Origin of the sequence: Pseudomonas sp. MS646, assembly GCF_036693845.1 — a bacterium.
Taxonomy (GTDB): Bacteria; Pseudomonadota; Gammaproteobacteria; order Pseudomonadales; family Pseudomonadaceae; genus Aquipseudomonas; species Aquipseudomonas chlororaphis_E.
Map to the genome: position 1 here is coordinate 3594055 of NZ_CP144763.1, position 26969 is coordinate 3621023.

21 protein-coding genes are annotated in these 26969 nt (G+C 62.7%); 6 read left to right on the top strand and 15 right to left on the bottom strand.

From position 1 onward, the window contains the following. Positions 1–130: 130 nt before the first annotated feature. The 10 genes from V3H56_RS15680 to iolC form a co-directional block, all read right to left on the bottom strand. Entirely contained in the window at positions 131–1684 is a 1554-nt protein-coding gene (locus tag V3H56_RS15680) for a sugar ABC transporter ATP-binding protein (RefSeq protein ID WP_042731370.1), read from the bottom strand. Positions 1685–1764: 80 nt separating this feature from the next. Next, positions 1765–2691, bottom strand: a complete 927-nt coding sequence (locus V3H56_RS15685; protein WP_042731371.1) for a sugar ABC transporter substrate-binding protein — start codon at positions 2689–2691, stop codon at positions 1765–1767. A 336-nt stretch (positions 2692–3027) separates the two neighbouring features. After that, positions 3028–4080, bottom strand: a complete 1053-nt coding sequence (locus V3H56_RS15690) for a Gfo/Idh/MocA family oxidoreductase (protein ID WP_338473574.1) — start codon at positions 4078–4080, stop codon at positions 3028–3030. A 137-nt stretch (positions 4081–4217) separates the two neighbouring features. Continuing rightward, positions 4218–5228, bottom strand: coding sequence for a Gfo/Idh/MocA family oxidoreductase (locus tag V3H56_RS15695; protein ID WP_047738874.1), 1011 nt, complete (start codon positions 5226–5228; stop codon positions 4218–4220). A 27-nt stretch (positions 5229–5255) separates the two neighbouring features. Next, positions 5256–7187 carry a 3D-(3,5/4)-trihydroxycyclohexane-1,2-dione acylhydrolase (decyclizing) gene (iolD, locus tag V3H56_RS15700; RefSeq protein WP_212802671.1) on the bottom strand — a complete coding sequence of 644 codons (1932 nt, stop codon included), beginning with the start codon at positions 7185–7187 and terminating at the stop codon, positions 5256–5258. 168 nt (positions 7188–7355) lie between these two features. Continuing rightward, positions 7356–8177: a TIM barrel protein gene (locus V3H56_RS15705; RefSeq protein ID WP_338473575.1), complete on the bottom strand. Its 822-nt coding sequence runs from the start codon at positions 8175–8177 to the stop codon at positions 7356–7358. Positions 8178–8210: 33 nt separating this feature from the next. Further along, positions 8211–9713: a CoA-acylating methylmalonate-semialdehyde dehydrogenase gene (locus tag V3H56_RS15710; protein ID WP_047738879.1), complete on the bottom strand. Its 1503-nt coding sequence runs from the start codon at positions 9711–9713 to the stop codon at positions 8211–8213. A 30-nt stretch (positions 9714–9743) separates the two neighbouring features. Then, positions 9744–10553, bottom strand: a complete 810-nt coding sequence (iolB, locus tag V3H56_RS15715) for a 5-deoxy-glucuronate isomerase (RefSeq protein ID WP_042732354.1) — start codon at positions 10551–10553, stop codon at positions 9744–9746. Then, the gene (gene iolE, locus V3H56_RS15720) at positions 10550–11443 is read right to left on the bottom strand and encodes a myo-inosose-2 dehydratase (RefSeq protein ID WP_338473576.1); all 894 of its coding nucleotides are present in this window, start codon (positions 11441–11443) and stop codon (positions 10550–10552) included. The genes iolB and iolE overlap by 4 nt, the downstream gene beginning before the upstream one ends. A 212-nt stretch (positions 11444–11655) precedes the next feature. Beyond that, positions 11656–13593 carry a 5-dehydro-2-deoxygluconokinase gene (iolC, locus tag V3H56_RS15725; RefSeq protein WP_338473577.1) on the bottom strand — a complete coding sequence of 646 codons (1938 nt, stop codon included), beginning with the start codon at positions 13591–13593 and terminating at the stop codon, positions 11656–11658. Between the two features lie 311 nt (positions 13594–13904). On the opposite strand from iolC, the gene V3H56_RS15730 reads away from it, so the two are divergent. Next, positions 13905–14828 carry a MurR/RpiR family transcriptional regulator gene (locus tag V3H56_RS15730; RefSeq protein WP_042732351.1) on the top strand — a complete coding sequence of 308 codons (924 nt, stop codon included), beginning with the start codon at positions 13905–13907 and terminating at the stop codon, positions 14826–14828. Between the two features lie 36 nt (positions 14829–14864). Continuing rightward, positions 14865–15476 (top strand): glutathione S-transferase, encoded by a 612-nt coding sequence (locus V3H56_RS15735; RefSeq protein ID WP_338473578.1) that lies wholly within the window; start codon positions 14865–14867, stop codon positions 15474–15476. Positions 15477–16078: 602 nt separating this feature from the next. On the opposite strand, the gene hcnC is transcribed toward V3H56_RS15735, so the two are convergent. From hcnC to hcnA, 3 genes are read right to left on the bottom strand one after another with little or no spacing between them, the layout of a single operon-like run. Continuing rightward, positions 16079–17353: a cyanide-forming glycine dehydrogenase subunit HcnC gene (hcnC, locus tag V3H56_RS15740; RefSeq protein ID WP_338473579.1), complete on the bottom strand. Its 1275-nt coding sequence runs from the start codon at positions 17351–17353 to the stop codon at positions 16079–16081. Continuing rightward, positions 17346–18752 carry a cyanide-forming glycine dehydrogenase subunit HcnB gene (hcnB, locus tag V3H56_RS15745; protein ID WP_338473580.1) on the bottom strand — a complete coding sequence of 469 codons (1407 nt, stop codon included), beginning with the start codon at positions 18750–18752 and terminating at the stop codon, positions 17346–17348. Before hcnB ends, hcnC begins: the two co-directional genes overlap by 8 nt. After that, positions 18749–19072 (bottom strand): cyanide-forming glycine dehydrogenase subunit HcnA, encoded by a 324-nt coding sequence (gene hcnA / locus V3H56_RS15750; RefSeq protein WP_042732931.1) that lies wholly within the window; start codon positions 19070–19072, stop codon positions 18749–18751. The genes hcnB and hcnA overlap by 4 nt, the downstream gene beginning before the upstream one ends. A gap of 282 nt (positions 19073–19354) precedes the next feature. On the opposite strand from hcnA, the gene V3H56_RS15755 reads away from it, so the two are divergent. After that, positions 19355–20038 (top strand): response regulator transcription factor, encoded by a 684-nt coding sequence (locus V3H56_RS15755; RefSeq protein ID WP_042732930.1) that lies wholly within the window; start codon positions 19355–19357, stop codon positions 20036–20038. Continuing rightward, complete coding sequence (locus V3H56_RS15760) at positions 20016–21401, top strand: HAMP domain-containing sensor histidine kinase (RefSeq protein ID WP_047738884.1); 1386 nt, start codon at positions 20016–20018, stop codon at positions 21399–21401. The genes V3H56_RS15755 and V3H56_RS15760 overlap by 23 nt, the downstream gene beginning before the upstream one ends. A gap of 68 nt (positions 21402–21469) precedes the next feature. Here V3H56_RS15760 and V3H56_RS15765 read toward each other — a convergent pair whose 3' ends face one another. Both V3H56_RS15765 and V3H56_RS15770 read right to left on the bottom strand, forming a co-directional pair. After that, complete coding sequence (locus tag V3H56_RS15765) at positions 21470–21718, bottom strand: DUF1652 domain-containing protein (RefSeq protein ID WP_042732515.1); 249 nt, start codon at positions 21716–21718, stop codon at positions 21470–21472. A gap of 241 nt (positions 21719–21959) precedes the next feature. Then, complete coding sequence (locus V3H56_RS15770; RefSeq protein WP_053145451.1) at positions 21960–23444, bottom strand: helix-turn-helix transcriptional regulator; 1485 nt, start codon at positions 23442–23444, stop codon at positions 21960–21962. Positions 23445–23689: 245 nt separating this feature from the next. On the opposite strand from V3H56_RS15770, the gene V3H56_RS15775 reads away from it, so the two are divergent. After that, positions 23690–24799, top strand: coding sequence for an RHS repeat-associated core domain-containing protein (locus tag V3H56_RS15775; RefSeq protein ID WP_338473581.1), 1110 nt, complete (start codon positions 23690–23692; stop codon positions 24797–24799). A gap of 575 nt (positions 24800–25374) precedes the next feature. Continuing rightward, positions 25375–26604, top strand: a complete 1230-nt coding sequence (locus tag V3H56_RS15780) for an OprD family porin (RefSeq protein WP_338474786.1) — start codon at positions 25375–25377, stop codon at positions 26602–26604. The last annotated feature ends 365 nt before the right edge of the window (positions 26605–26969 follow it).

Here is a 26969-nt window from a genome sequence, read left to right on the forward strand (position 1 = left end):
TTTTTTGTTCTTTGGCGAGGGGGTATTGCTTTTGGGTGTAGCCCCCTGAAAACGGGACCGCTTCGCGGCCCAGCGGGAGCAAGCTCCCTCGCCACAATTGCGCTCGACTTTGTGTTTTGAACGGGCTGCATCAGGACAGGCCCGACGCCAGTTGCATGACCCGTTCCTGACTCGCCTCGCTGCGGTCGAGGGTGCCCATCAGATCGCCTTCGTGCATCACCATGACCCGGTCGCTCATGCCCAGCACTTCCGGCAGCTCGGACGAAATCATGATCACCGCCATGCCTTCGCTGGCCAGATAGGCGATAAGCCGGTAGATCTCTGCCTTGGCGCCGACGTCGATGCCACGGGTCGGTTCGTCGAGAATCAGGATGCGTGGGTTGGTCATCAGCCAGCGGGCCAAGAGCGCCTTTTGCTGGTTGCCACCGGACAAGGTGTCGATGCACTGTTCCAGCGACGGCGTCTTGACCCGCAGCTTCTTGCACATGTCTTCGCACAGGGCGCGCAGGGCCTTCTGCTGGATGAAACCGTTGCCGACGTAATGGGGCAGCACGGCCATCTCCATGTTTTCCAGCACCGACAGGCACGGGAACAGGCCACTGAGCTTGCGATCCTCGGTCAACAGGGCGAAGCCTTTCTCGATGGCCATGTGCGGGTCGCTGATGCGCACCGGCTGGTCGTCCAGCAGGATTTCACCGCCCGTCGCCGGCGTGATGCCGAAAATCGCCTCGGCCACGTTGGTCCTGCCCGACCCCATCAACCCGGCGATGCCGAGGATCTCGCCGGCGTGCAGGTCGAAGGACACGCCCTTGAAAATACCGTCCAGGCTCAGGTCGCGCACCGACAGTACACGCTCGCCGATGGGTTTTTCCCGCACCGGGAACAACTGGCTCAGCTCACGCCCGACCATCATCGAGATCAGGCTGTCGCCGTCCATGCTGTCGGCCCGTTGCAGGCCGATGTAGGCGCCGTCGCGAAACACCGCCACTTCATCGGCGATGGCGAACACTTCATTCATTTTATGGGTGATGTAGATGATGCCCTTACCCTCGGCCTTGAGGTCGGCAATGATCGAGAACAGGTGGGCCACTTCCGTTTCGGTGATGGCCGACGTCGGCTCGTCCATGATCAGAACGTCCGAGTCATAGGACACGGCCTTGGCGATCTCGACCATCTGTCGCTCGGCGATGCTCAGGTTGCCCACTTGTTCCTCGGGGTCGAGGTTGATACGCAGGCGCTCCAGCAACCGGGCGGTGCAGCGATGCATCTCGCCATGGTCGATCATGTGCAGGCCGTTGAGTTGCTCGCGGCCGATCCAGATGTTCTCGGCGATGCTCATGTGCGGCATCAGGTTGAGTTCCTGGTGGATCATCGCGATCCCGGCCTGCAAGGCCGCCAGGGGTGTGTCGAACGTCACCGGCCTGCCCCGCAGGCGCAGTTCACCCGCGTCGGGCTGGTAAATGCCGGCGATGATTTTCATCAGGGTGGATTTGCCGGCGCCGTTCTCGCCCATCAGGGCCAACACGGAGCCTGGACGTACCCGCAGTTGCACATCGGACAGGGCCACCACGCCGGGAAAGCCTTTGCTGACATTGACGACTTCCAGCAGATACGGTTCGTCAGGTATTACGCCCGGCTGGACACTCATCGCCGGGGTGCTCGAAGCAGTCGCTGAAGCGAACATGATCAGGTACTCCCTCGGCAAGGTCGATGACGCGACCCTGCCTGCTTATTATTGTGGTGGAACCGCGGGGACGGCAGGCCTCACTTGAACTGGTCGACGTTTTCCGGGGTGATCAGGCGATAAGGCACCCACACGGCGGGTTCAACCGGCTGCTTCTTGACCATCTTCACCGCCGTGTCGATCGAGCCGTCGGCCTGCCCTTTGGCGTCCTGGAACACCGAGACAGCCATCTCGCCTTTCTTCACGGCGTTCAGGCCGTCCGGCGTGCCGTCGACCCCGGCGATCAGTACGCTGCCCTTCTCCTTGCCCGCACCCTTGAGGGCCATGGCGGCGCCAATGGCCATTTCGTCGTTGTTGGCGACCACCGCCTGGAATTCGCGGCCCTGGGTCAGCCAGTCATTGACCAGCGTCATGCCCTTGTCCCGCAGCCAGGTGCCCGTCTGCTCCTGCTCGATCTTGATGCCGGGGTACTTGGCCAGCACTTCCTTGACGCCCTTGGTGCGGTTGGTGGTGGAGTTGTTGGCGAGGTCACCGAGCAGGATCACGATGTTGCCCTTGCCGCCCATTTTTTCCGCCAGGTACTGCATCTGCATCCGCCCTGCCTCCAGGTCATCCGAAGCGACGGTGACCACGCCCGCCGGCAGCTTCAGATCGTCGGGGCGCCGGTTGACGTAGACCAGCGGAATGCCGGCGGCCACGGCGGCCTTGGTGATGCGCTGGGTCGCGGCGGTGTCCACCGGGTTGACGATGATGGCGTCGACCTTCTGGCTGATGAAGCTTTCCACCTGGCTCAGCTGCTTGACCACGTCACTGCGCGCATCTTCGAACTGCAGGCTGACGCCGTCCGGCAGGGATTTGGCTTTCTTGTCCATGGATTCACGCAGGTAGGTCAGCCAGGTGTCATCGAACTGGGACATGCTGACGCCGATCTTCAGGTCCGCCAGGGCTGCGCCGCTGGTGAGCATCAATGACAGGGCCAGCGAGGCGATACGAGTCTTGGTCTTCATGAACGGTCTTTCTCCACTTTTTTGTTGGTTTTATGGATAAGGCGTAGCGGATCAGGAGCGCGGCAAGCGCACGATGGGCGCGCCGGGGATGCAACAGACCACGGCGCCCTTGCGCTGGATGCACAGGGACCCGAAGAGGGATACGACAGAGGACAGGCTTGGCAAGTGAAACGCAGAGCGGCTGAAGGTTTTCATCGACGGTACCTGGCTGTGCTTCTTGTTTTTGTGAAGTCCCCTACCCGTTTAAGACTTGCTTGCTCGGATGGGAACCGGATGTCGGCAACCTGGAAATGACTTTATTGGAAAATATTTTCCATATCAACTTGTTTTAGAATTTTATTCGTTTTTTATTCCATGGCCCACGGGCGGGGACAGCGTCACCACCTGCCCCTGCTCGGCACTCTGCCGCGCAGCGTCCAGAATGCGCGTGGTCGCCAGGGCATCGCGGGCCTGCACCGGTAACGGCCCGCCCCCTTGCAGGGCACTTTGCAGGCGCTGGTAGAACGTCATCCAGCAACCGCGTTCCGAGGTCACCCGCTCCCGCTCGTTGCCGTGCTCGAACCAGCCCCAGCGCCGATGTTCCTCGGCGCCCCAGCGTTCGCCCGCGCTGGCCGGGCTCAATCCGGCCAGCGCCTGGGCCTCCTGGCCATCCAGGCCGTCGACCGTGTAGCAGCCGTGGGTGCCGCTGACCCGAAAGCGTGGGCGCGGGGCGTTTTGCAGGCAATGGCCGCTCAGGTGTGAAACGACCCCACCGACATGGGTCAGGGACATAAAGAAGCCATTGTCGAAAACCTGGCCGGGCGTTCGGTAATCCAGCTCGGCGTAGACTCGCGCCACCGACCCGAACAGTTGCAGTGCCTGGTCCACCAGATGGCTGCCGAGGTCGCGCAGGAATCCGCCGCCGCTGCCTTTACCCACCGACGAAGGCGAGTAACGCTCGACACTGGACTCGAAGCGCATGACCTGGCCGAGGGCACCGGAGGCCAGCAATTTGCGCAAGGTCAGAAAGTCCGAATCCCAGCGACGGTTCTGGTACACGCTCAACGGCACGTTGCCTCGCTCGGCCGCCACTACCAGCGCCTCGGCCTCGGCCGCGTCACGGGCAAACGGCTTGTCGCTGACCACCGCCACGCCGCGCTCGATGGCTTGCATCACCACCGCCGGACGACTGTCCAACGGCGTGGACACCACCACCGCGTCGACCCCCGCCGCCACCAATTGCTCAAGCGTGTCAAACGCGCGGGCGTTCGGGTAGTCGCCTGCCAGTTGCGCACGCCGCTCAGCCGAGCGCGTGACCACGCCGACAAACGTCGCCCCCGGCAAACTGCTGATCAACGGCGCATGAAAAAACCGCCCTCCCTTGCCGTAGCCGACCAGTCCGATTCGCATGAAACCCCCTTGAAAGTCATTGGATAAACATCGACCCTGTGGGAGCGGGCTTGCTCGCGAAGGCGTAGTGTCAGTCGACATCAATGTTGAATGTGCCGCCGTCTTCGCGAGCAAGCCCGCTCCCACAAGGATTGGGGTTAGCCGTAGAAACGCGGGCGCTCAGGCAATTCGATGGGAACGATCTGGCCGCTCTGCTGCGCCTGGATGCAGGCATCGGCCGCCACCGCCGCCGCGAAGCCGTCCCAGGCCGATGGCCCGCCCACCTGGCCGGCGCGCACGCCGTCGATGAAGGCTTGCAGTTCGACGTCGTAAGCGGCGATGAAGCGGTCCTTCCAGTCCATCAGGATCGCGTTGGACAACTTGGCCTCGCTGCGCAGTTGCACCTGGGACGGTTCCGGCAGCTTGGCGATGCCCGTCTCCCCCACCACTTCGCACTGGATGTCGTAGCCGTACTGGCAGTTGACGAACACTTCCACATCGATGCGGGTGCCCTTGACGGTTTCCAGCAGCACGATCTGCGGGTCACGCAGGTGGGCCAGGGCCTTGCTGGTCTTGCGCGGGAACACCACTTGCACCGAAACGTAGTCATCGGCCAACAGCCAGCGCAGCACATCCAGCTCGTGAATCAGCGTGTCGGTGATTGCCATGTCGGTCTTGTAGTTCTCGCCGACCCTGGGGTTGCGGTGGGCACAGTGGAGCATCAGCGGTTCGCCGATCTGACCGTTGTCGATCACCGCCTTGAGGGCCCGGTAGCCTTCGTCGTACGGCCGCATGAAGCCGACCTGTACCAGGCGTGTGCCGTGGGCCACCTCCGCGTCGACGATCCGGCGGCACCCTTGGGCGGTGACCGCCAGGGGCTTTTCGCAAAACACCGGTTTGCCGGCCGCAATCGCCGCCAGCACGTATTCCTCATGGCTCGGGCCCCAGGAAGTGACCAGGATCGCCTCGACATCCGGCGCCTTGATCAGGGCGTGCCCGTCCGGGTAGACCTCGGCGGTCAGGTTCAAATCCGCCACCACCTTCGCCGCCTGGGCAAGGTTGATGTCGGTCACCGCCACCACCTGGCTATTGAGCAACGTCTGGCTGCACCGCCGGATATGGTCCTGGCCAATGGCCCCAGTGCCAATGACGCCCAGTTTCAAAGACATGTGGAACTCCTTATTCGGTTGAGGCAGTTAATATTGGCGAGCTTCGGCCAATCGTTCATTGAGGGCTTTGGCGGCGGCGTCGGTGCGGGCGCTGGTGGACACTTGCGCCACGCCGACCCGCCACCAGGACAGGTAGCTGTGGATCATGGTCTTGGGCAGGACCTTGATGTCGATCAGGGTGGACACAGTCTGCAACCGTGCATCGGCCAGGGCCGCGTGCAGTTCGTCGAGGGTGCGGACCTTGTAGGTCTTGCAGCCGTAGGCCGCCGCGCTCATGGCGAAGTCCACCGGGACGAAACCGCCATTGAGCTTGCCGGTGTCCGGGTTACGGAAACGGAACTCGGTGGCGAAGCTGTCCATGCCGTTGCCCATCTGCAGGTTGTTGATGCAACCGAAGGTCATGTTGTCCAGCAACACCACGTTGATCTTGCGCCGCTCCTGGATCGAGGTGGCCAGCTCCGAATGCAGCATCATGTAGGAGCCATCGCCCACCAGCGCGTACACCTCTTTATCCGGCTCGGCGAGTTTCACCCCCAGCGCCGCATTCACCTCATAGCCCATGCACGAATAACCGTATTCGAGGTGATAGGTGTTCACCCCCTTGCTGCGCCAACTGCGCTGCAAGTCACCGGGCAAGCTGCCGGCGGCGGCGACGATGATCGCGTCATCGGCGAGGCTTTCGTTGAGGGTGCCCAGCACGCGACTCTGGGTCAGGCAGGAGCCGGTGAGTTCGATGAATTCGCGAAACACCGCCGGGTCCAGGTGATCGCGCACCTCCGGGACGAAATCCTCGACCTGGTAATCGGCCTGGTAGACCCGATCCACCTCGGCGTCCAACCGGGCCTTGGCGTCGGCGACTTGGCCGCCCCATTCGGCGCGATAGTCGCCGAGCACGCCGGCCAACGCCTCCAGGCCCACGCGCGCGTCGGCCAGCAACTGCACGCCGTCGAGCTTCACCGCATCGCACGGGCTGACGTTGAGGTTAAGGAATCGCACGCCCGGCTGGCGGAACAGCCATTTGGAGCCGGTGGTGAAATCGCTGTAGCGCGTGCCGATGCCGATGATCAGGTCCGCCTCCGCGGCCAGCAGGTTCGCCGCCAGGCAACCGGTTTCGCCCACACCTCCGACGTTCAGCGGATGGCTGGAGACCACCGCGCTCTTGCCGGCCTGGGTTTCGGCGAACGGAATCTGGAAGCGTTCGGCAAACGCCTGCAAGGCGGCATTGGCCCCGGAATAGCGCACGCCACCGCCGCAGATGATCAGCGGCCGACGCTTGCCCTTGAACAGCGCCAGGGCGTCGTCGAGCATCGCCTCGGTGGCCGGGCGACGGTCGATCCGGTGTACGCGCTTTTGCAGGAAGTAGTCTGGATAATCGTAGGCCTCGGCCTGCACGTCCTGGGGCAGCGCCAGGGTCACCGCGCCGGTCTCGGCCGGGTCGGTGAGCACGCGCATGGCCTGGATCGCGGCGCTCATCAGCTGCTCGGGGCGGTTGATGCGGTCCCAATATTTGCTCACGGCCTTGAACGCATCGTTGGTGCTGATGCTCAGGTCGTGGAACTGCTCGATCTGTTGCAGCACCGGGTCCGGCTGGCGGCTGGCATAGACGTCACCGGGCAACAGCAGCAATGGAATGCGATTGGCCGTGGCCGTGGCGGCAGCGGTCAGCATGTTCGCCGCGCCGGGGCCGACCGACGAGGTGCAGGCGTAGATCCTGCGCCGCAGGTGCTGCTTGGCGAACCCGATGGCGGCATGGGCCATGCCCTGCTCGTTACGGCCCTGGTGCACCACCAGGTCGCCGGCGTCCTGCTCCAGCGCCTGGCCCAGCCCCAGCACGTTGCCATGGCCGAAAATGGTAAACACTCCGGCGACGAATTTGCTCTGGACACCATCGACCTCGACGTACTGGTTATCGAGGAATTTCACCAGGGCCTGGGCCATGGTCAGTCGTGTTGTGGTCATGCTTGCACCTATCCTGGAATGCAAAAATCTGGCGGCTGGCGCAGAACCTTGTGGGAGCGAGCTTGCTCGCGAAAGCGGTGTACCAGGCGAACTCGAAGTTGAATGTGCCATTGCCTTCGCGAGCAAGCCCGCTCCCACATTTGGCTCTGCGTCAGGCCAACAATCGTGTCAGGCCTGCGGGTTCTGCAAATGGCTCATGCTCGCCCCCAGCGCCTGGCGGATGTCGGCCAATTCATGGATGCTCTCGGCGAAGGGCTCGAAGGACAGGTAGCCGTCATAGCCTCCGGCCCGCAACGCCTGGATCTGCGCGGCGTTGCCGAGAATGTCGGCTTCACCCACCAGCACCCGGTGGCCGTCGCGGATCGTCGCCAGCGGGGCCTGGGCGTCCTCGACGCCGGAGATGTGCACCAGGCCGGTCAGTTCGGGAAAGAACGCCTGCTCGCCCGCCAGGTGATGGTGGAAGGTGTCGTGCACCAGGCGGAACACATCCAGTCCGCCCACCGCCTCGATCGCCGCCACCGCCGTGCCCTTGCGCCGCAACGAACATTCTTCGAAACCCAGCGGCTCGATGAAACCGTAGATGCCGAAGGCCCGCAGGATCGGCGCCAGTTCACCCAACGCGGTGCGCAGGCCGGCCGCGCGTTGCGCTTCGCTGCGCGGATCGGCGCGATCGTTGAGCGGGCACATCACCAGCCCCTCAGCACCGCATTCGCGGGCGTAGTCGGCCAGCCGCACGGCTTGGGCACGGCGTTCGTCGTTCCACACATCGAAGGGGTACAGGGCATTGATCGACAACACCTTGATGCCGCGTGCCTCGCACAGCGCACGCACCTGGGCCGGCGGCATGCCGTCTTCGATCTCGACGCCCTCGAGGTCGTTGCGGATCTCGATGGCATCGGTCTTCAACGCCAGCGCCAGGTCGATGAAGGCCGGCAGCGACAGGCGCGGGGCGACCATTCGGTTCAGGGCAAAACGCAGGGGTTTGTTCATTGTTGTTATCCCTCCGGCATTCGTACGAGCAGGTTATTGGGCAGTCGGCATGCTGAACTCCGGGCCCTTGGCGATGCTGTCGGGCCAGCGTTGCATCACGCTCTTGTAGCGGCTGTAGAAGCGCAGCCCTTCTTCGCCATAGGCGTGGTGGTCGCCGAACAGCGAGCGCTTCCAGCCGCCAAACGAATGCCAGGCCATGGGCACCGGGATCGGCACGTTGATGCCGACCATGCCAACCTTGATGCTGCGGGCAAACGCCCGGGCGATGCCGCCGTCACGGGTGAAGCAGGACACCCCATTGCCGAACTCGTGGGCGTTGATCAGGGCGACCGCCGTGGCGAAATCCGGCACGCGCACGATGCCCAGCACCGGACCAAAGATCTCCTGCCGATAGATGCTCATCTCGGGGGTGACCTGGTCGAACAACGTCGCCCCGACAAAGAACCCCTGCTCGGCGCCGGGCACCTTGAAGCCTCGCCCGTCGACGATCAGGCGCGCGCCTTCGGCCACGCCCGAATCGATGAACCCCTCCACCTTGGCCTTGTGTTCGGCGGTGACCAGCGGCCCCATGTCGGTGCCCGGTTGCTGGCCGTTGCCGACCTTCAGTTGATCGATGCGCGGCAGCAGGCGGGCAATCAGTTCATCGCCCACGTCACCCACCGCCACGGCAATGGAAATGGCCATGCAGCGCTCGCCGGCCGAGCCGTAGGCGGCGCCAATCAGTGCATCGGCCGCCTGGTCGAGGTCAGCGTCGGGCATGACGATCATGTGGTTCTTCGCACCGCCCAGGGCCTGCACGCGCTTGCCGTTCGCCGTGCCCTGCTGGTGGATGTATTCGGCGATGGGCGTGGAGCCGACGAAGGAAACCGCCTCGATGTCCGGGTGCTGCAACAGCGCATCCACCGCCACCTTGTCGCCCTGGACGACGTTGAACACGCCGTCCGGCAAGCCGGCTTGTGTCAACAACCGGGCCATCAGCAGGCTGGCGGATGGGTCGCGTTCCGAGGGTTTGAGGATGAAGCAGTTACCGGCCACCAGCGCCAGCGGGATCATCCACAAGGGCACCATCACCGGGAAGTTGAACGGCGTGATGCCAGCGCAAACGCCCAGGGGCTGGCGCAGGTTCCAGTTATCGATGCCGCCACCGATGTTGTCGCTGAAATCGGTCTTGAGCAGGTTGGGCGCACCACAGGCGTACTCGACGATCTCGATGCCCCGGGTGACTTCGCCGTGGGCGTCGGACAGCACCTTGCCGTGTTCCCGGCTGATGATCGCGGCCAACTCGTCGTGATGGCGGTCGAGCAGTTCCTTGAACTTGAACATCACCCGCGAACGGCGCAGCGAGGACTGTTCGGACCACGCCGGGAACGCCGCCAGTGCCGAGGCCACTGCGGCCTCGACAGTGGCGGGTTCGGCCAGGGCGACCCGTGCCTGGACCGCACCGGTGGCCGGGTTGAAGACCGGGCTGAACCGCGTGGCATCGCGTTCCTGCACCTGTCCGTTGAGGTAATGGCCTACTACCGGGGCGTCGCTCATTGTTCCTGTTCTCCGTGGGGATGGTGCAATTCAGAGGTCCAGCAGCCAACTGTGCTGCGGGTCGTTGTGAAACTGCCAGACGCGCTTGGGCCCGGCCATGACGTTCAGGTAGTACGACTCGTACCCGTAGGGCACGCTGACCGGGTGATAGCCCTTGGGCACCACCACCAGGTCGCTGTTCTCCACGGCCATGGCCTGGTCGATGCTGCGGTCGTCGGTGTAGACCCGCTGGAACACGAAACCCTGGGCCGGATTGACCTGGTGGTAATAGGTTTCCTCCAGAAAGCTTTGATGCGGCAGGTCGTCGGTGTCGTGCTTGTGGGGCGGGTAGCTCGACGAGTGTCCCGATGGCGTGCGCACTTCCACCACCAGCAGCGAATGGGCCGGCTCGCTGTCCGGCAGGATGTCGCAGACGTAGCGGGTGTTGGCACCCTTGCCGCGCACGCTGCGCTTCATGCTGTCGGGGCGGATCAGCCGTGGAGCGTAGCGATCCCCGGCGGCCCCCGGCGCCGCACACACGGCGAGTTGCACGTCACTCAGGGCGGTGACCTGAGCCTGGCTGCCGGGCGGCAGGTACGCGGCGTAGGGTGACTTGTCCTCGAACACCGATTGGCGGTCGCCCAGGTTGTCCCAGTCGAACGCGCCCTGCCCTGGCGCCTCGCCCTTGAGGCTGATGCGACCGCTGAGCAGCACCAGGCACAGTTCCTTGTCATCGGCCGCCACCGCGAGGGTTTCGCCCAGGCTCAGGCGATAGGCGGCGAAGCCGACGTATTCCAGCTCGCCGGCGGGCAGCTCGACCATGGTCCGGCCGCTGGCGTGGCTCTTGATCAACAGGCTCATGACACACTCCTTTCCTGCAACAAGGCGCGCAGGGTCTCGTAGCCTTTTTTGGCGTAGGCGTAACTCGGCGCGACGGCGGGATCCTGCTCGGCTTCCACCACCAGCCAACCCTCGTAACGGGCAGCCAGCAACACGTCCAGCAACGCGGCAAAATCGATGTCGCCATCGCCCGGCACGGTGAAGGTGCCGTTGATGATGCAGTCGGGAAAGCTCCAGAGATGGTTGCGCGCCAACTGCACCACCGGCTTGCGCACGTCCTTGAAATGCACGTGGCAAATACGCTCGATGTGTTTGCGCAGCACCTGCAAGGGTTCGCCGCCGCCCATGTAGCAGTGGCCGGAATCGAACAACAGGCCCACCTCGCTGCCGGTCAGGACCATCAGCTTGTCGATGTCCGAGGGCGACTCGACGTAGGCGCCCATGTGGTGGTGATAGCCCAGGCGCACGCCCCTGGACAGGGTGAAGCGCGCCAGCTCGGTGAGTTTGTCGGCGTAGCGTTGCCAGGCGTCGTCGGTGTGAAAACGCGGCCGTTCGACCAGGGGAATCCGCTGGCCCTGGATCGAATCGGCCACTTCGCCGTACACCAGCACCGTGGCGCCGTTGTGCGCCAGCAACTCGACATGGCTGGCAATGGCGTCGATTTCCTCGGCTGCCGAACGCTGGGCCAGGCGACCGGAATACCAGCCGGAAACCAGGGCCAGGTCATAGGGCCGCAATACATCGCCAACGCCCTTGGCGTCCTTGGGAAACTTGCCGTTGAGCTCGAAGCCTTCGTAGCCGATGGCTTTGCCTTCGCTCAGCGCGGTGCTCAACGGCGTCTCACCGCCCAGGGAAGGCAGGTCGTCGTTGCTCCAGGAAATCGGGTTGATGCCAATTCGAATAGCGGGCATGGCTGCACCTTTTATTGTTTTCAAACTGAATGTCGAAAGCCATTTGTGAATACATAACTGTGGCGAGGGGATTTATCCCCGCTGGGCTGCGAAGCGGCCCCTCGAACGGCTGAATGTGGGCTGCCTGACACACCGAGTTGTAGGGTTTTGGGGCTGCTTCGCAGCCCAGCGGGGATAAATCCCCTCGCCACAAAAAAGCTCTTGCGCCGCTGTCACGCCCGTGCCGCCCGCCACGCCTCGATCAATTCCACGAACCGGTCTTGCACCTGCCGGATCAGCGTTTCATCGTCGATTTCCCCGGCCATCCACGCTCGGCTCGGTTCCTGGAAGATCGTGCGACCTACGGCGAACCCTCGGCAGGTGGTGCTCTGGCTGGCCTGGCGAAAACCATCGGCCAGCGCCGTGGCTGGGGCGTTGAGGCCCAGCAAAACCACGCCGCGGCAATACGGGTCGCGTTGCTGAATCAACTCGTCGAGCTGCTCCCACTCCTGCGCACTCTGGGCCTCGATCTTCCACCACGCCGGGTAGATGCCCAGGTTGTAGAGGCGCTTGAGGGCGCGGTACAGCACGTCGGGGTGCGGCGACGGATGATCCTTGGGCGGAATGACTTCCAGCAGCAATTCATGGCCGCTGACCTGAGAGGCCTTGTACAACCCCATCAACTGCGCTTCCTGTTCGAGGCGCAACAGCGGCTCGTCATCGGGGTGGAATTGCACCAGGCACTTGATGATCTGTTCCTGCGGCCAGGCGATCAGGTTGCTGCCGATGGAACGCCCATGTTCGAACGCCAGCGGGCGCGAACCCTGGACTTCCACCGGCCGCGCGACCCACCAACCGCGCCCGGTGGCCGCATTGAGCGAATCCTGGCCAAATCGCTGGTCAGCCAACAGGCCGACATCGGCCTCGACGCCCTGGCGTTGCAAATCGGCTTCGACCCGCTCCACCGCCTGGATGAACAGTTGCTTGAGCTGGCCGATGCTATTCAGGTCGCGGCCGCCCTTTTGCGCCAGTTCCACTAACTGTCCACGGTGGTCGAACGCGAAAATGAACAGTTGCTTCCAGGCTTTGCGCGGCACGCTGACCTGATGCAGGCGTTGCAGCACGGCGTCCTGGTCCGGCCGGGTGATCGGCACCGGGCTGCTGAACAGGTAGTCGAGCTCCGCCCGGGTCGGCATGGCCGGGGCGCAGGCATGGCGCGACACCACCAGGCCGCCGCAGGCATTGGCCAACTGGCAGCAACGCTCGTCACTGGCGTCCTCCAGCCAACCGGCGAGAAACCCCGATATGAAGGCGTCGCCGGCGCCCAGCACATTCAGGACTTCGACTCGAACGCCCGGGTAAATCGCGCCGTCTTCGAGCCGCGCCGGGATCGCCCCATGGATCACCGTGCAGCCCTGCGGGCCGAGCTTGACCACCAGGGTCGCCGCCGTCAGCGAACGCACGGTGCGCAGGGCCGTGAGCAAGTCTTCGCTGCCGCCAGCGATCAGAAACTCTTCCTCGGTGCCGACGATCAGGTCGAAACGCGGCAGGATGCCTTGCACGTGCCGGCTGACGTTCTGGTCGGCGACAAAACGGGTCTGCCCGTCGGCCTTGCCTGTCAGGCCCCAGAGCACCGGCCGATAGTCGATATCGAGGATGCGCTTGACCTGGTGCTTTTGCGCATAGTCCAGAGCCTGGATGCTGGCCTTATAGACGCCGTCGGTGGAGAAATGCGTGCCGGTGATCAGCAGGGTCTTGCTGGAGGCAATGTAAGACTCGTCGATGTCTTCGGCCCGCAGCGCCATGTCGGCGCAGTTTTCGCGGTAGAACACCAGGGGAAAGGTTTCACGGTCCTTGATCCCCAGCAGGACCATTGCTGTCAGGCGTTGCGGATCGGCCTTGATGCCGCTGACATCGCAGCCTTCGCGCGCCAGCGATTGCACCAGGAAACGACCCATGTGGTCGTCGCCCACCCGGCTCAGCATCGCCGACTTGAGCCCCAGGCGCGCCGTGCCGAACGCGATGTTGGCCGACGAGCCTCCCAGGTACTTGGCGAAACTGCTGACATCTTCCAGGCGTGCGCCGACTTGCTGCGCATAAAGGTCCACGCCCAGGCGTCCCAGGCAGATCACATCCAATTGACGCCCACTGGCAAAACGAGTCTGGCCCATGCTGGCTCCTGTTATTTTTATCAGCCTGCGCATGCCGCCGAAACCGGCGCCAACGCTCTTGGTGGGTGCAGACTAAAACGAGCCGCGGGCAATAATCAATAATTATTCTATATATTTTTTACGTGGAATATTTTTTCCAATACGCTATAGCCGAAGCGGACCAGACGCAGTGCATCGTTTCAGCAGCGGCGCCAACGTTGCCCTACCCATGATTTTCCCAGCGCCTACGCTGTAGACTGCGATCAGCCAACCTATTGTCGAGGGCCGTGTGTGACAGCCGCCCTATAAGAACAAAGCCAGAAGGATTTTCTATGACCCGCCCCGATGATCTGCCGGCACCGTCCGAGCGCGCGTCCGACGCCACGCTCCCGAGCCCTCCGATCAATGCCGAGCGTCTGCTGCAACTGATTACCGAGGAGTACGAAAGCCTGCCTCGCCAGCTCAAGCGCATTGCCAGCTACATGAGCCAGCAGAGCGACCGGATCATGGTCGACCGGATCAGCGACATCGCCCGCGAATGCGAAGTGCACCCCTCGGCCATCGTGCGCTTCTCCCAACGCTTCGGCTTCAGTGGCTTCAGTGAAATGCAGGCGCTGTTTCGCGAGGCGTACACCCACAAGACCACGCCGGTGCAGAACTACCAGCAACGCATCCGCAGCATGATCGCCAACAAGTCGCAGAAAGCCAGTGGCGGCGACCTGGCCCGCGAATGCGTCAACGCCACCCTGTCGGGCATCGAACGCCTGGGGCTGGAGCTCGACGACCAGGCCTTCGAAAAAGCCGTGGACCTGGTGGTCAACGCCGACAACATCTATGTGGTGGGCGTGCGCCGTTCGTTCGCGGTGGCCGACTACCTGGTCTACAACCTGCAACACACCAACAAGCGTATTCACCTGGTGTCCGGCCTGGGCGGCAGCTACCGCGAGCAGATGCGCAGCGTGCGGGCCAACGATCTGGTCATCGCCATCAGCTTCACGCCCTACGGCAAGGAAACCCAGCACTGCCTGCGCATCGCCCAGCACCACCAGGCCAAGACGCTGATCATCACCGACAGCAACCTGTCGCCCCTGGCCAAGCGGGCCAACGCGGTGTTGTTGGTGAACGAAGGCAGCTCGTTCGCCTTCCGCTCGTTGAGCGCCACGCTGTGCCTGTGCCAGGCGTTGTTCATTGCCGTGGCTTACCGGCTGGAGCTCAAGGTCGATGAGATCCATGAACAGGTCGGGTTCGAGGATTGACGTATCACCCACCGATAAATCGCTGAAGGAGAAGCCATGAAACTGATCGGCATGCTGGACTCGCCCTACGTACGCCGCACTGCCCTGTCCGCCAAATGCCTGGGCATTGTCCTGGAGCATGAATCGGTTTCGGTGTTCCGGCATTTCGAGCAGTTCCAGCGCATCAACCCGGTGGTCAAGGCGCCGACCCTGGTGCTGGACGATGGCAGCGTGCTGATGGATTCGACGTTGATCATCGATTACCTGCAAACCCTGGCAGCACCGGGAAAGCGCCTGATGCCAGACGATGCCGGGCAGCGGTTGCGGTCACTGCGCCTGATCGGGTTGGCGCTGGCGGCGTGTGAGAAATCGGTGCAGATCTACTACGAACGCAACCTGCGGCCCACAGACATCCAGCACGCGCCCTGGGTAGAGCGAGTGGAAGGCCAGCTCGCGGCTGCCTATGGGATGCTGGAACAGGAACTGCAGCGAGCGCCGCTGCCCACTGATGGCACGCTGGATCAGGCCGGTATCACGCTGGCAGTGGCCTGGAGCTTCACCAACCTGGTGGTGCCGGACCAGGTGGAGGGCCGGTCGTTTCCATTGATCAGCGCCTATACCGCCTATGCCGAAGGGCTGGAAGTGTTCATCGACACCCCGATGCAGTAGGCATCGGCGCCAGCATACCCGCGGTCATCGCGAGCAAGCTCGCTCCCACAGGGAATGCTTGGTATGTCGCACATTAAGCGTTCACCGCCGTCTCCTGTGTGGGAGCGAGCTTGCTCGCGAAGACGGTGGCACAGCCGGCAGCATCACCCACCGGTACACCGCTTTCGCGGGCAAGCCCGCTCCCACAGGAGATAGTGGATTTCACGCAAATGCTGGACATCCCCCGACGCTTTTGTGGGAGCGAGCTTGCTCGCGAAGACGGTGGCACAGCGAGCAGCATCGCCCACTGGTACACCGCTTTCGCGGGCAAGCCCGCTCCCACAGGAGATAGTGGATTTCACGCAAATGCTGGACATCCCCCGACGCTTGTGTGGGAGCGAGCTTGCTCGCGAAGACGGTGGCACAGCCGGCAGCATCACCCACCGGTACACCGCTTTCGCGGGCAAGCCCGCTCCCACAGGAGATAGTGGATTTCACGCAAATGCTGGACATCCCCCAACGCTTTTGTGGGAGCGAGCTTGCTCGCGAAGGCGGTGGCACAGCCGGCAGCATCACCCACTGGTACACCGCTTTCGCGGGCAAGCCCGCTCTCACAGGGGGCTTCACGCTGGTTCCATTGCCTTCGCCTGTTTGACCGGGGCGACCTCGAAGCGGTCTGCCAGGAACGGCGTGATGTCCAGCGGCAACGGTTCGTGGTTCACCAGTTTATCCAGCAGCACGCCGGTGATGGCCGAGGTGAGAATGCCGGTGCGGAAGTGGCCGCAGGCGTTGAGGTAGCCCTCTACCCCGCGCATCGGCCCCAGGATCGGCAACTCATCGGGCGAGCCTGGGCGCAGGCCGGCCCAGGTTCGCTTCAGGTTGATGTCGGCCAGTTGCGGAATGCAGCGCATCGCGCCTTGCACCAGTCCTTCGATTTCCGGGTAGGTGGTGGTCACGTCGAAGCCTTTGTCTTCGGTGGTGCTGCCGATGAGGATTTCGCCGTTGTCCTTCTGCGCCACATAACAGTCGCTGGTGGTCAGGCAGCCGTTGAGGATCTTCGGCATACGCTCGGTCAGCAGGATCTGCCCCTTGACCGGCTTGACCGGAATGCGCACGCCCGTGGCCTGCTCGCTCAGGTCCGCCGCCCAGGCACCGGCCGCGTTGATCAGGGTCCGGCACTGGAAAGTACCCGCCTCGGCGGTGTTCACCCCGGTGACCCGCGTGCCGCTGCGCAGCACCTCGATCACATTGGTATTGAAGAACAGGTCGACACCGTTCTGCCGCGCGCCTTCGGTGTAGGCGTCGGCCAGGCGGAACGGGCTGACCTGGTGATCGCACAGGAACTCCAGAGCGCCCTGGGCTTCATGGCTGACACTCGGTTCGGCCTCTCGCAGGGCCGCCTGGTCGAGCCAGCGCACCTGGTCCGCCAGGTGCGGGATGCAGGCGACGATGTGCTCGGCGTACGAGCGGTCTTCGTCGTCATAGATCACGAACTTGAGCCCGGTCTCCTCGAACTTGAAGTCCATGCCATGGTTCTCCATCAGCTCGCGGTGCAACTGGGGGTACAGCGCGTTGGACTGCAAGGCGAAATCGAAGAACGACTGCGGCAGGATGTGCGGCGTGCTGGCGTCCACCGCCACCGCGGCGCCCTGGGTCTGGCGCTTGCGGTTGGCCGACATCATCCGAAAGAAAATAACCCCGCAGCCCAGGCCCACCGACTCGCCGATGGCCCACAGGCCGCCCGCCGAGGCGCGGGTGGCGTTGCCGGGTCGCTTGGCATCGATCAGGGCGATCTTCAGGTGCTTGCGCTTGGACAGTTGATAGGCACAGGAGGCCCCGATCACACCGCCGCCGGCGATGACCACGTCATAGTCCTTGAGGTCTGGTTGCTTAGTCATGGTGGCTCTCCGTGCCAACGTCCTTGAACGCGGAAAAGGGAATCGGGTCGATCGGGAATCGCGGTCGCAGCCAACCCACATCGGCCCGCCCGGTGGCTTGACGCAGACGGTCGCTGCAATAGCCCACGCACATGCGCCCCTGGCAATCGCCCATGCTGACGCGGGTACGCATCTTCAGTCCGACCATGTCCTGCACACCCTGCTCCAGGGCGCGATCGATGTCGGCGCGGGTGGCGTGTTCGCAGCGGCAGATCACCGTGTCGGCCGCCGGCAAGGCAATTTGCCCGGCACCCCGCTGGGTGTAGCGATCCACGGCGGCGCGGAAGCGAATGATGCGATCGAGCTGTGCCTGGTAGCGCTCGCGCTGATCGAGGGCCGTGGCCGAATCCAGCACGTTGCGTTGCAGCAGGATCGACAGCGCGGCGATGCGAGCGCTGAGCATGGCGGCTTCACCGCCGCGAATCCCGCCCATGTCGCCGGCCAGATGGATGTGCGCCTCGCTGCTTTGTTGCCAGGCGTCGGCCACCGCCCGCAGGTAACCGTCTTCGCTGAAGCCGTGCTCCAGGCCCATCTGCTGGCTCAGTTGGGTGCGCGGGATGAACCCGTAGCCGACCGCCAGCGTCTGGGCCGGCACCTGTTCGGCGCGCGTCAGGTCCGGTGCCCAGTTGTCGGCATATGGCGCGACGGTCACGCTGCCCAGCTCACCTTCGCCATGGGCCTCCACCACGCCCCAGCCATAGTGCATGGGAATGCGCTTGAGCTTGAGGTAGGCCAGCATGCCCAGGCCATCGAGGAACAGTTGCGGCTTGTTCAACAAGGCCAGGCTTTCTTTGGCAATCCGGCCGAATGCACAGGCCTCATAGACCCCGGCCACGGCCACCCCCGCCGCGTGCAACTGGCAGGCCACTAGCGGCAGCAACGGCCCCGTCCCGGCGATCACCACCGGGCTCGGCGGCTTGACCACCCCGCTCTTGATCTGCAATTGCAGGCCACCCAACAGCATCACCCCCGGCAGGGTCCAGCCCGGGAACGGCACGCTGCGCTCATGGCAACCGGCCGCCAGGACCAGATGCGAATAGGCCACTTCCCGCAGGCGCTCCTCGGCATCGAGGACCATCAGCGCTCGAAAGCCTTCGGCGCCGATGACCCGGCAGTTTACGTGCACCTCGATCAGTTGCGCGTAACGTTGGAATTCCCCATGGAGTTTTTCCAGGGCTTCACTGTAGCGTGCCCCCAGGTAATCCAGCTGCACACCCTCGCGCAGCGGCCCGCGATAGACCACGCCACCGAGGCGCGGCGCCTCTTCGAGCAAGGTGCAGCGCACCCCGTGGCGGGCGAGCTCGATGGCCGCCGCCATACCCGCCGGCCCACCGCCGACAATCACTGGCCCCAGGCTCATGGCGCCTCCGATTCGGTGATGCGGTTGGCCCGGGTTTCGATCTGCATGCCCGGGCGCACCAGGGTCTGGCAGGCGCGCCGCTTGTGGCGCCCGTCGATCTTGACCAGGCAGCACTGGCACACGCCCATGCCACAATAGGCGCCGCTGAGTTGGTCGTGATCGTTGCGGGCCACCTGGCGCTGGCCCAGGGACTGGATGACGGTGAGGACGGTTTCGCCCTCGGCAGCGTTGACGGCCCGACCGTCCAGGCGCACCGTCATGTCGGCCCGGGCCAATGGCTGGATATCAAATTTTCGGCGTAGAAAGTCTTGAGGTTGCATCATGCAGCTCTTCCTTGAAGGTTCAGTGAGGACTAGGCTCCTTGCGGTACATCATCCAACGATTCATGTCCGTCCCCTGCTCGCGACAACGCGCCAAAACAGGGCAACGGACGCATCAGGATAATGCGCGCGAAATTTATGTTAGGGATTATTTGTGACCAAGTGTTGATCCAGGCCAGGGAATCCGGCCGCCGGGCTCATGAACTTTTTTTCAGAAAGCCGACAGGTTTTCTTTGGCAGAATGCTGCGCAATAGCGCGAATTTCTCAACACGGTACCGCCCATGAATCGCATCCTGACCATCGAAGACGACGCCGTGACCGCCCGTGAAATCGTTGCCGAACTGACCCGCAACGGCCTGGACGTCGACTGGGTCGACAATGGCCGCGAAGGCCTGGAACGCGCGGTGAGCGGCGACTATGACCTGATCACCCTCGATCGCATGTTGCCCGAGCTCGACGGCCTGGTGATCGTCACCACCCTGCGCACCATGGGCGTGGCCACGCCGATCCTGATGATCAGCGCCCTCTCCGACGTCGACGAGCGCGTGCGCGGCCTGCGGGCCGGTGGCGACGACTACCTGACCAAGCCCTTCGCCACCGACGAGATGGCCGCCCGGGTCGAGGTGCTGCTGCGGCGCAACAATGGCGCCCGGGAACCGGAAACCGTGCTGCGGGTGGCGGACCTGGAGCTGAACCTGATCAGCCGCGAAGCCAGCCGCAACGGGCAATTGCTCAGCCTGCTGCCCACCGAATACAAGTTGCTGGAGTTCCTGATGCGCAACTGCGGGCAGATCCTGTCGCGCATGATGATTTTCGAGGAAGTGTGGGGCTACCACTTCGACCCTGGCACCAATCTGATCGACGTCCACATCGGGCGCCTGCGCAAGAAAATCGACCCGCCGGGCCTGGAACCGCTGATTCGCACGGTGCGGGGTTCCGGCTATGTCATTGCTGAACCCCGCTAAGGGCTGGCGTTCCTCCAGCAGTCGCCTGCTGGCGCTGTACAGTGCGCTGTTCGTGCTGTGGAGCGCGATCCTGATGGGCGTGATGTATTACGAAGTGTTTGGCTACCTCGACAACCTGGCCAAGCACTCCTTGATGCAGCGCCAGCACCTGTTCGCCCGGATCCACGGCGATCAACTGGAAGACGCGCTGATGGCCAGCCTGACGCTGGACGAGCGTGGCGTCGACGCCTACGGTCTGTTCGACCCGCAACTGCGGCATTTGAGCGGGCCGATCATGCGCGTCCCCGCCGACCTGCCGCTGGACGGCAAAATCCACATGCTCGGCGGCTGCGTCGACTCCGACGATCCCAGCCTTCCTTCCGACAGTTGCGACGCGGTGGCGACCCGCGTGCAGGACGGGCGCTGGCTGATCCTAGCGCGGGACAACGGTTCGCTGTTCGCCGTGACGCGGATCATCCTGCATGCATTGTTCTGGGGCGTCTCGCTGACCATCCTGCCGGGCATTGCCGGCTGGCATTTGCTGCGGCGCCGGCCGCTGCAACGCATCCGCAAGCTGCAAGCCAGCGCCGAGGCCATCGTCGCCGGGGACCTGAAGCATCGCCTGCCGCTGTCGAGCCGGCGCGATGAACTGGACATGCTGGCGGCGATCGTCAACGCCATGCTCGATCGCATCGAACGCTTGATGAACGAGGTCAAGGGCGTGTGCGACAACATCGCCCACGACCTGCGCACACCGCTGACCCGCCTGCGGGCGCAGTTGTATCGCATCCAGCAGCAAGCCGCGGACGGCTCGCCCGAAGCGTTGCAGATGGACCAGGTGATCGCCGAGACCGACACCCTGATGGCGCGGTTTCGCGGCTTGTTGCGGATTTCCGAACTGGAAGACCAGCAGCGGCGTTCAGGCTTCGTGCGCCTCGATCCGTTGCAATTGTTGCAGGAGTTGCACGACTTCTACCTGCCACTGGCCGAGGAAGGCGAGTTGACGTTCACCTTGGAGGTCCCCGACACCCTGCCCCTGCTCACCGGCGACCGGGCCTTGTTGTTCGAGGCGGTGTCGAACCTGCTGAGCAACTCGATCAAGTTCACCCCGGCGGGCGGCACGGTGATCCTGCGTGGGGTCGATCAGGGCGACAGTACCCGCATCGAAGTGCTCGACTCCGGCCCCGGCATCCCTGAAGCCGAGCGCAAGGCGGTGTTCCGGCGCTTCTACCGCGCCGAAGGCAGCAGCCAGCACGGCGGTTTTGGCCTGGGTTTGTCGATTGTCGCGGCGATTGTCAACCTGCACGGGTTCACGCTGGACGTGGGCAGGAGCGAATATGGCGGGGCGCGGTTGCTGCTCGATTGTCGGGCGACGTTGTTGTAGCTGTAGCCGCCGCCTATCACCTGCAAACCGTGGCGAGGGCGCTTGCTCCCTCGCCACGGTGGGTGCAGTCAGAGTTTGTCGTCTCGATGCAACGGCGTGTTCTGCAACTCATAGCGCAGCTCGTCGATCAGCTTCGCCAGGCTTTCTTCGGAACGAACACTGTCCAGGCTCATGCCGCTGACCACGAGGTCTACCTCGCCACTGTCGCGGTGATAGAGGCGTACCGTGAGGGTGCCGTCGCCATTGAGGCTGCATTCGCAAGCGAGCGGCGAGAAGCTTTGTTCGAGGCGGGCGCGCAAAGGGGCCAATTGGGTCATGGGTTGCACCTCGGCATCAAGGTCGCAAGAGCGCGGTGGGAAAGTTCGGGTGGAGGACTTTTGCAGACATCCTGTCGATGGCACGGCTGTATCGTTTACTGCGCATTTAGGCGGTATTCCTTGATTGTTACGTAGGGGACGCGGCTTCACAAACATTGCCGCACTCTCCCAGCCTAGGGAGCCGGCATCCGCAGCAGAACCCGAATTTGCACCAACGCAGCCAGTGCATATGCACTGGCCATCAATGTGCCTTGTTGCGCCATTCGTTGGCGAACAAACCCCGCTCACGCGCCCAGACGATCGCCTCGCTGCGGCTATGGACATCCAGTTTGGAGTACAACGTCGCCACGTGATTGCGCACGGTATTGGGGGCCAGTTTCAGGCGTGCGGCGATTTCCTTGTCCGCCAGCCCCTGGCAGATCAGCCCCAGCACATCACGCTCGCGGGCCGTTAGCTCGGTGAACGACGCCGAGGACAATGGCGCGTTGATGCTCTTCACGTTGGCCAGTTTTTCGATCAGGGTGCGACTGAACCACGAAGCGTCTTTCATCACTTCCTCGATCGCCGCCACCAGTTCCAGCTCCGAGCGCTTGCGTTCGGTGATATTCATCAGCACCAGCAAGTAGCACGGCTTGTCCTGGATGACCACGGTGTCGGCCGCCACTTCACAGTCGATGCGCTCTCCCCCCTTCTTGTGCACCTTGACGTCGACACCGGAGACACTCGCGCTTTTTTCCAGCACGGCGAACAACGACGCACTGGCGTCCTTGTCGAGAAAGCCGATCTCTTCAACGGTCTTGCCCATCAACTCTTCGCTGGCATAACCGGTGGTGTTGACGAAAGCCTCGTTGACCTCCAGCAACAACTGCTCGGCCGTGCACACCAAGGTGGGCACCGGCGACAGGCGGAACGACTTGGCAAAGCGCTCCTCGCTCTGGCGCAGGGCGGTTTCGGCCTTGCGCCGGGGCTCCATGTCCATGAACGAAAACAACATGCAATCTTCGTCGTGCAGGTCCAGAGGCTGGCCGGCGACGATCACTTGCTTGCTGGTGCCATCGGGCAATTTCAACTCTGCCGCCATTTGCGGAATGGTCGCGCCCTGCCCCAGTCGCTCGACGGCCAGCTCACGCCGCTCGGCGGCTTCAAGGACGTCCAGCTCATACACCGAGCGCCCGATCACCTGCTCGCGGCTGTAGCCGGTCATTTCCAGGAAGCCCTGGTTGACCTTGATGTAGCGCAGGTCGCTGAGACGGCAGATCACTGCCGGCGCCGGGTTGGCGGCGAAGGTCCTTTCAAAGCGCTGCTCGGCGCTGGCCCAGTCGGTGGCGTCGCTGAGAATCAGCACCAGATACTCCGGCTCACCGCTGCGATCGGTCAGTACCATGCTGCGGATCCGGTGCACCCAGGTACGGTCTGGATCGGCCTCGGGCGTGACTTCCACCAGCACGTCGCTGAACTCATCGCCACGGGCCACCCGGGCAATGGGGTAGTTGTCTTCGGTGAGCGGGTGGTTGTTGCGGTAACGCAAGTTGAACCGCCGAGCGTACTCGTCGGCATTGGCGCCCAGTTCACTGATGTTCTTCACCCCGTGCATGGTCAATGCCGCGTCATTGGCCCAGGCAATGGTCTGGTCGACTTCGACCAGCATCACCCCGTCCGACAGGCCGGCGATGATCTGCAGCAATTGACGACGATTGGTATCGGTGTTCGGGACGTCTTGGTTCATCGGGTCTCCGTGTGATCAGCTCGCTTGGAAAATACGACCACTCGTCGCGCTGGCACGTTCCCTATCGGCATGGCTGAAATCCACGCCCATTGCCTGCGCGGGGTCGCGACCGGCAGTGCCTGGCCTGCTCGCGAAGAAGCCACCAACCCCACCCAAATCCCGCAAAACCTAACAGTTCTGCTAGTAGACGCCACCCCGCAAATCTCCGAGCCTGAGAGCATCGCCTGCCCCAGGAAGATCGCGCCATGCCCCCGTCATCAATGAAGGTCCTGTGCCGCTACCACTATGACCCTCTGGACCGCCTCAGCGGCCTGACACCGCTGCAAAGCCCAGGCGTGCAACGCTTCTATCAGAACGACGAACTGGTCAACGAAATTGAAAGCGAGGCCCAGCTGACGATTGTGCGCCATGGGGAACAGCCGCTGGCACAGCGGCTGAGTGTCATGGGTGTTAGCGAGACGGCGTTGCTGGCGACGGATCAACAGCGATCGCCGTTGACGGCTTTGACAGACGCGGATTTGCAGCGGATGGCTTATACCGCCTATGGACATCGTGCGGGGGAAAGTGGGCTGAGTTGTTTGTTGGGATTCAATGGTGAGCGGAGTGACTCGGTCACAGGGCATTATTTGTTGGGACAGGGGAATCGGGCTTTTAATCCGGTGTTGATGCGGTTTAACAGTCCGGATGAGTTGAGCCCCTTTGGGGAGGGTGGGATCAATGCGTATGCTTATTGTGGTGGGGATCCGGTTAATCGGTATGATCCGTCAGGGAACATTGCTTTTCATGTAATACAACGACTTAGATCCGCACTTCCACCAGCACAACAAGTCCCCTTGGACCTATCTATGCCTAGCGCGGCACTTGATTTAACTGTTTCTCGACATAATATCGCGCCATTATCCGCCTCGACTGATATTCTCAATCCTTCAGTTGCCCCAAGGACAAGTAGTGTGGCGGCAAATCTAGAGCCCGAAAAGCTGGGTAGACAACCTCTTTACCGAAATCCAAATCCAACTCCAGCTCAGCGACGACAACAGCGTTTTTACGATAGACGCGTACAAGATGCGCGGATGTGGGATCAATTTGTAAGAAACAATCCAGACACACCCATAGACGCTAAACCAAAATATCTAAGACGACTTGAATTCACTAACAAAAACCTGGAATTTTTCCGAAAGGGTGGAACTGTACGAGGTTCAAGAGGCCAAAAAATGACGGACTCAAACCTTACATCAGCAGTTGCGAAAGCTAAACTTGCAGTTAAGAGCGATGCTTTTCGAACAGCCAAACCAGAACTGTTTAGAAAGACTGAGCGGGCCAACAGGACAAACAGGAAAATTCGTCAGCGAACATGAACCGGTACGTTCCTCTATAGGCACTCAGAATTGAGTTCAAGACAGCCCTACAGTAAGTGACCAGGCCAGCGGACGCAGACGCTCTTTTGTGGCGAGGGAGCTTGCTCCCGCTCGGCTGCGCAGCAGTCGTAAAACGGACTGGCACAGCGTTTCAGGTACACCGCGTCAACTCATGTTGGGGCGGCTGCGCCGCCCAGCGGGAGCAAGCTCCCTCGCCACAAGGGGCTGCCAGAGCCCCTTGAAGGGTTTATTCGACTAATGTCTTAGACCAGTCATCGCATGACCACGCCATCTTCGAAGCTCCGCGATAGAGCCGTTGCCAGGCGCCCCTCCTGCACGCCCTTGTGCTGAAACCATTGACCCAGCCGTTCTTGAAGAAAGCGGCAATTGGATAATTCCGATCATGGCCAGTTGACAACGCTTAGCGCCGACCAATAATCTCCTGCATGTTGTACGACGACGTATGACAAATAAAAACAACAAAAAAATAGGGAGCCGTCATAGTGAGCACACGTGTCCGTTTTTCCCCCGACCACCGTTCGACCCGCCGTACCCTCCGCACTACCCGCCCCACCCTGATTTTGCTCGGTTGCAGCAGCCTGGCCGCATTTCTGCCTACCATGGCCAATGCCGAAGGTTTCGTCGACGATGCCAAGGCCACGCTGACCCTGCGCAACGCCTATTTCAACCGCAACTTCACCAACCCGAACAACGCCCAGGGCAAAGCCGAGGAATGGACCCAAAACTTCATCCTCGACGCCAAGTCCGGTTTCACCCAGGGCGTGGTCGGTTTCGGCGTGGACGTGCTGGGCCTGTACTCGGTCAAGCTCGACGGCGGTCGCGGCACGGCGGGTACGCAGTTGCTACCGGTGCATGACGACGGTCGTCCGGCCGATGATTTCGGGCGCCTGGGTGTGGCACTGAAAGCCAAGGTGTCGAAGACCGAATTGAAGGTCGGCGAATGGATGCCGGTGCTGCCGATCCTGCGCTCCGACGATGGCCGTTCCCTGCCGCAGACCTTCCGTGGCGGCCAGGTGACCTCCACCGAAATCAATGGCCTGAGCCTCTACGGGGGTCAGTTCCGCGGCAACAGCCCGCGCAACGACGCGAGCATGGAAGACATGTCGATGAACGGCCGCGGCGCCTTCACCTCCGACCGTTTCAACTTCGGCGGCGGCGAATACGCCTTCAATGAAAAGCGCACCCAGGTCGGGATTTGGTACGCCGAGCTGTCCGACATCTACCAGCAGCAGTATTTCAACCTGACCCACAGCCAGCCCATCGGCGACTGGACCCTGGGCGCCAACCTCGGCTACTTCATCGGCAAGGAAGACGGCAGCGCGCTGGCCGGTGACCTGGACAACAAAACCGCGTTCGCCATGCTCTCGGCCAAGTACGGCGGCAACACCTTTTACGTCGGCCTGCAGAAAGTCGGCGGCGATGACGCGTGGATGCGCGTCAACGGCACCAGCGGCGGCACCCTGGCCAACGACAGCTACAACTCCAGTTATGACAATGCCAAGGAAAAATCCTGGCAACTGCGCCACGACTTCAACTTCGCCGCCGTCGGCGTGCCGGGCCTGACCCTGATGAACCGCTACATCAGCGGCGACAATGTGCACACCGCCACCGTCGACGATGGCAAGGAATGGGGCCGCGAAACCGAACTGGCCTACACCGTGCAGAGCGGCGCGCTGAAAAGCCTCAACGTGAAATGGCGCAACTCGACGATGCGGCGGGATTTCAGCACCAATGAGTTCGATGAGAACCGCATTTTCATCAGCTACCCGATCAGCTTGTTGTAAGGCGGCTGCGGTGGGTCTGCTGATTCAGGTGGTGACGGTGCTACCGTCTTCGCGGGCAAGCCCGCTCCCACAAGGGATTTGTGCTGTACGTAAATTCCTGTGGCCGCTGAAGATCAGCGTGGGAGCGGGCTTGCTCGCGAAGGCATCGTCACATTCAACATCGATGCGGGCTGACCCAACGCTTTCGCGGGCAAGCCCGCTCCCACAGGGGATTTGTGCTGTACGTAAATTCCTGTGGCCGCTGAAGATCCCTGTGGGAGCGAGCTTGCTCGCGAAGGCATCGTCAAATTCAACATCGATGCAAGCTGACCCAACGCTTTCGCGGGCAAGCCCGCTCCCACAGGGGATTTGTGCTGTACGTAAAT

Coding starts and splice junctions, on each gene's coding strand:
- iolC (WP_338473577.1), bottom strand. CDS start 13,593: ATGGGCCAGACTCGTTTTGCCAGTGGGCGTCAATTGGATGTGATCTGC.
- V3H56_RS15760 (WP_047738884.1), top strand. CDS start 20,016: ATGTCATTGCTGAACCCCGCTAAGGGCTGGCGTTCCTCCAGCAGTCGC.
- V3H56_RS15685 (WP_042731371.1), bottom strand. CDS start 2,691: ATGAAGACCAAGACTCGTATCGCCTCGCTGGCCCTGTCATTGATGCTC.
- V3H56_RS15730 (WP_042732351.1), top strand. CDS start 13,905: ATGACCCGCCCCGATGATCTGCCGGCACCGTCCGAGCGCGCGTCCGAC.
- V3H56_RS15705 (WP_338473575.1), bottom strand. CDS start 8,177: ATGAACAAACCCCTGCGTTTTGCCCTGAACCGAATGGTCGCCCCGCGC.
- V3H56_RS15710 (WP_047738879.1), bottom strand. CDS start 9,713: ATGAGCGACGCCCCGGTAGTAGGCCATTACCTCAACGGACAGGTGCAG.
- hcnB (WP_338473580.1), bottom strand. CDS start 18,752: ATGAGCCTGGGGCCAGTGATTGTCGGCGGTGGGCCGGCGGGTATGGCG.
- V3H56_RS15735 (WP_338473578.1), top strand. CDS start 14,865: ATGAAACTGATCGGCATGCTGGACTCGCCCTACGTACGCCGCACTGCC.
- hcnA (WP_042732931.1), bottom strand. CDS start 19,072: ATGCAACCTCAAGACTTTCTACGCCGAAAATTTGATATCCAGCCATTG.
- V3H56_RS15770 (WP_053145451.1), bottom strand. CDS start 23,444: ATGAACCAAGACGTCCCGAACACCGATACCAATCGTCGTCAATTGCTG.
- iolE (WP_338473576.1), bottom strand. CDS start 11,443: ATGCCCGCTATTCGAATTGGCATCAACCCGATTTCCTGGAGCAACGAC.
- V3H56_RS15755 (WP_042732930.1), top strand. CDS start 19,355: ATGAATCGCATCCTGACCATCGAAGACGACGCCGTGACCGCCCGTGAA.
- iolB (WP_042732354.1), bottom strand. CDS start 10,553: ATGAGCCTGTTGATCAAGAGCCACGCCAGCGGCCGGACCATGGTCGAG.
- iolD (WP_212802671.1), bottom strand. CDS start 7,187: ATGACCACAACACGACTGACCATGGCCCAGGCCCTGGTGAAATTCCTC.
- V3H56_RS15695 (WP_047738874.1), bottom strand. CDS start 5,228: ATGTCTTTGAAACTGGGCGTCATTGGCACTGGGGCCATTGGCCAGGAC.
- V3H56_RS15680 (WP_042731370.1), bottom strand. CDS start 1,684: ATGTTCGCTTCAGCGACTGCTTCGAGCACCCCGGCGATGAGTGTCCAG.
- V3H56_RS15765 (WP_042732515.1), bottom strand. CDS start 21,718: ATGACCCAATTGGCCCCTTTGCGCGCCCGCCTCGAACAAAGCTTCTCG.
- V3H56_RS15775 (WP_338473581.1), top strand. CDS start 23,690: ATGCCCCCGTCATCAATGAAGGTCCTGTGCCGCTACCACTATGACCCT.
- V3H56_RS15690 (WP_338473574.1), bottom strand. CDS start 4,080: ATGCGAATCGGACTGGTCGGCTACGGCAAGGGAGGGCGGTTTTTTCAT.
- hcnC (WP_338473579.1), bottom strand. CDS start 17,353: ATGACTAAGCAACCAGACCTCAAGGACTATGACGTGGTCATCGCCGGC.